Below are 504 nucleotides of genomic sequence, written 5' to 3'. Positions count from 1 at the left end.
GTTTGCAGGGTGGGCAGTCCGCCGAAGCGCAAGAGGACGATGGCTGCGGCTGACATCAACAGCCCCCACATCACTGCCTGCCAACGCGGAGCGGTTAGGCTTTTGTCGCGGGAGGCGATGTTGTTGAGAACGTAAATGCCGGAGTCGGCGGAGGTAATGAAGAATAGGGCGATAACCGTCAGGCTGATGAATCCGGTAATAGTCGGCAGCGGCAGGTATTCGAGGAAGCGGAAGAGGAGTTTTTCAGGCGTGCCGGTCAATGCGCCGAGCGCGCCTCCTGCGACGTGGTCGTTAATCCAAATGGCGGTGTCGCCGAAGATGGTAAACCAGATGACGCAGAACAAGGAGGGAACTGCCAAAACGCCGAAAATAAATTCGCGTATGGTGCGTCCGCGCGAAATGCGGGCGATGAAGAGTCCGACAAAAGGCGCCCAAGAACACCACCACGCCCAGTATAAGATGGTCCAGCCGCCGAACCATTCAGTATGGTTTTGTTCGTAGCTG

At 56.9% G+C, this 504-nt stretch carries 1 protein-coding gene; it reads right to left on the bottom strand.

Annotated features, from left to right (window positions below):
- Positions 1 to 504: BCCT family transporter (locus ACTHUR_RS18810; RefSeq protein ID WP_440400290.1), on the bottom strand; the 504-nt coding region annotated here is incomplete at both ends.

This window comes from Neisseria sp. P0021.S007 (genome assembly GCF_051956855.1).
The sequence above is the reverse complement of the archived record's forward strand: the minus strand, read 5'-3'. Positions and strand labels throughout refer to the sequence as shown.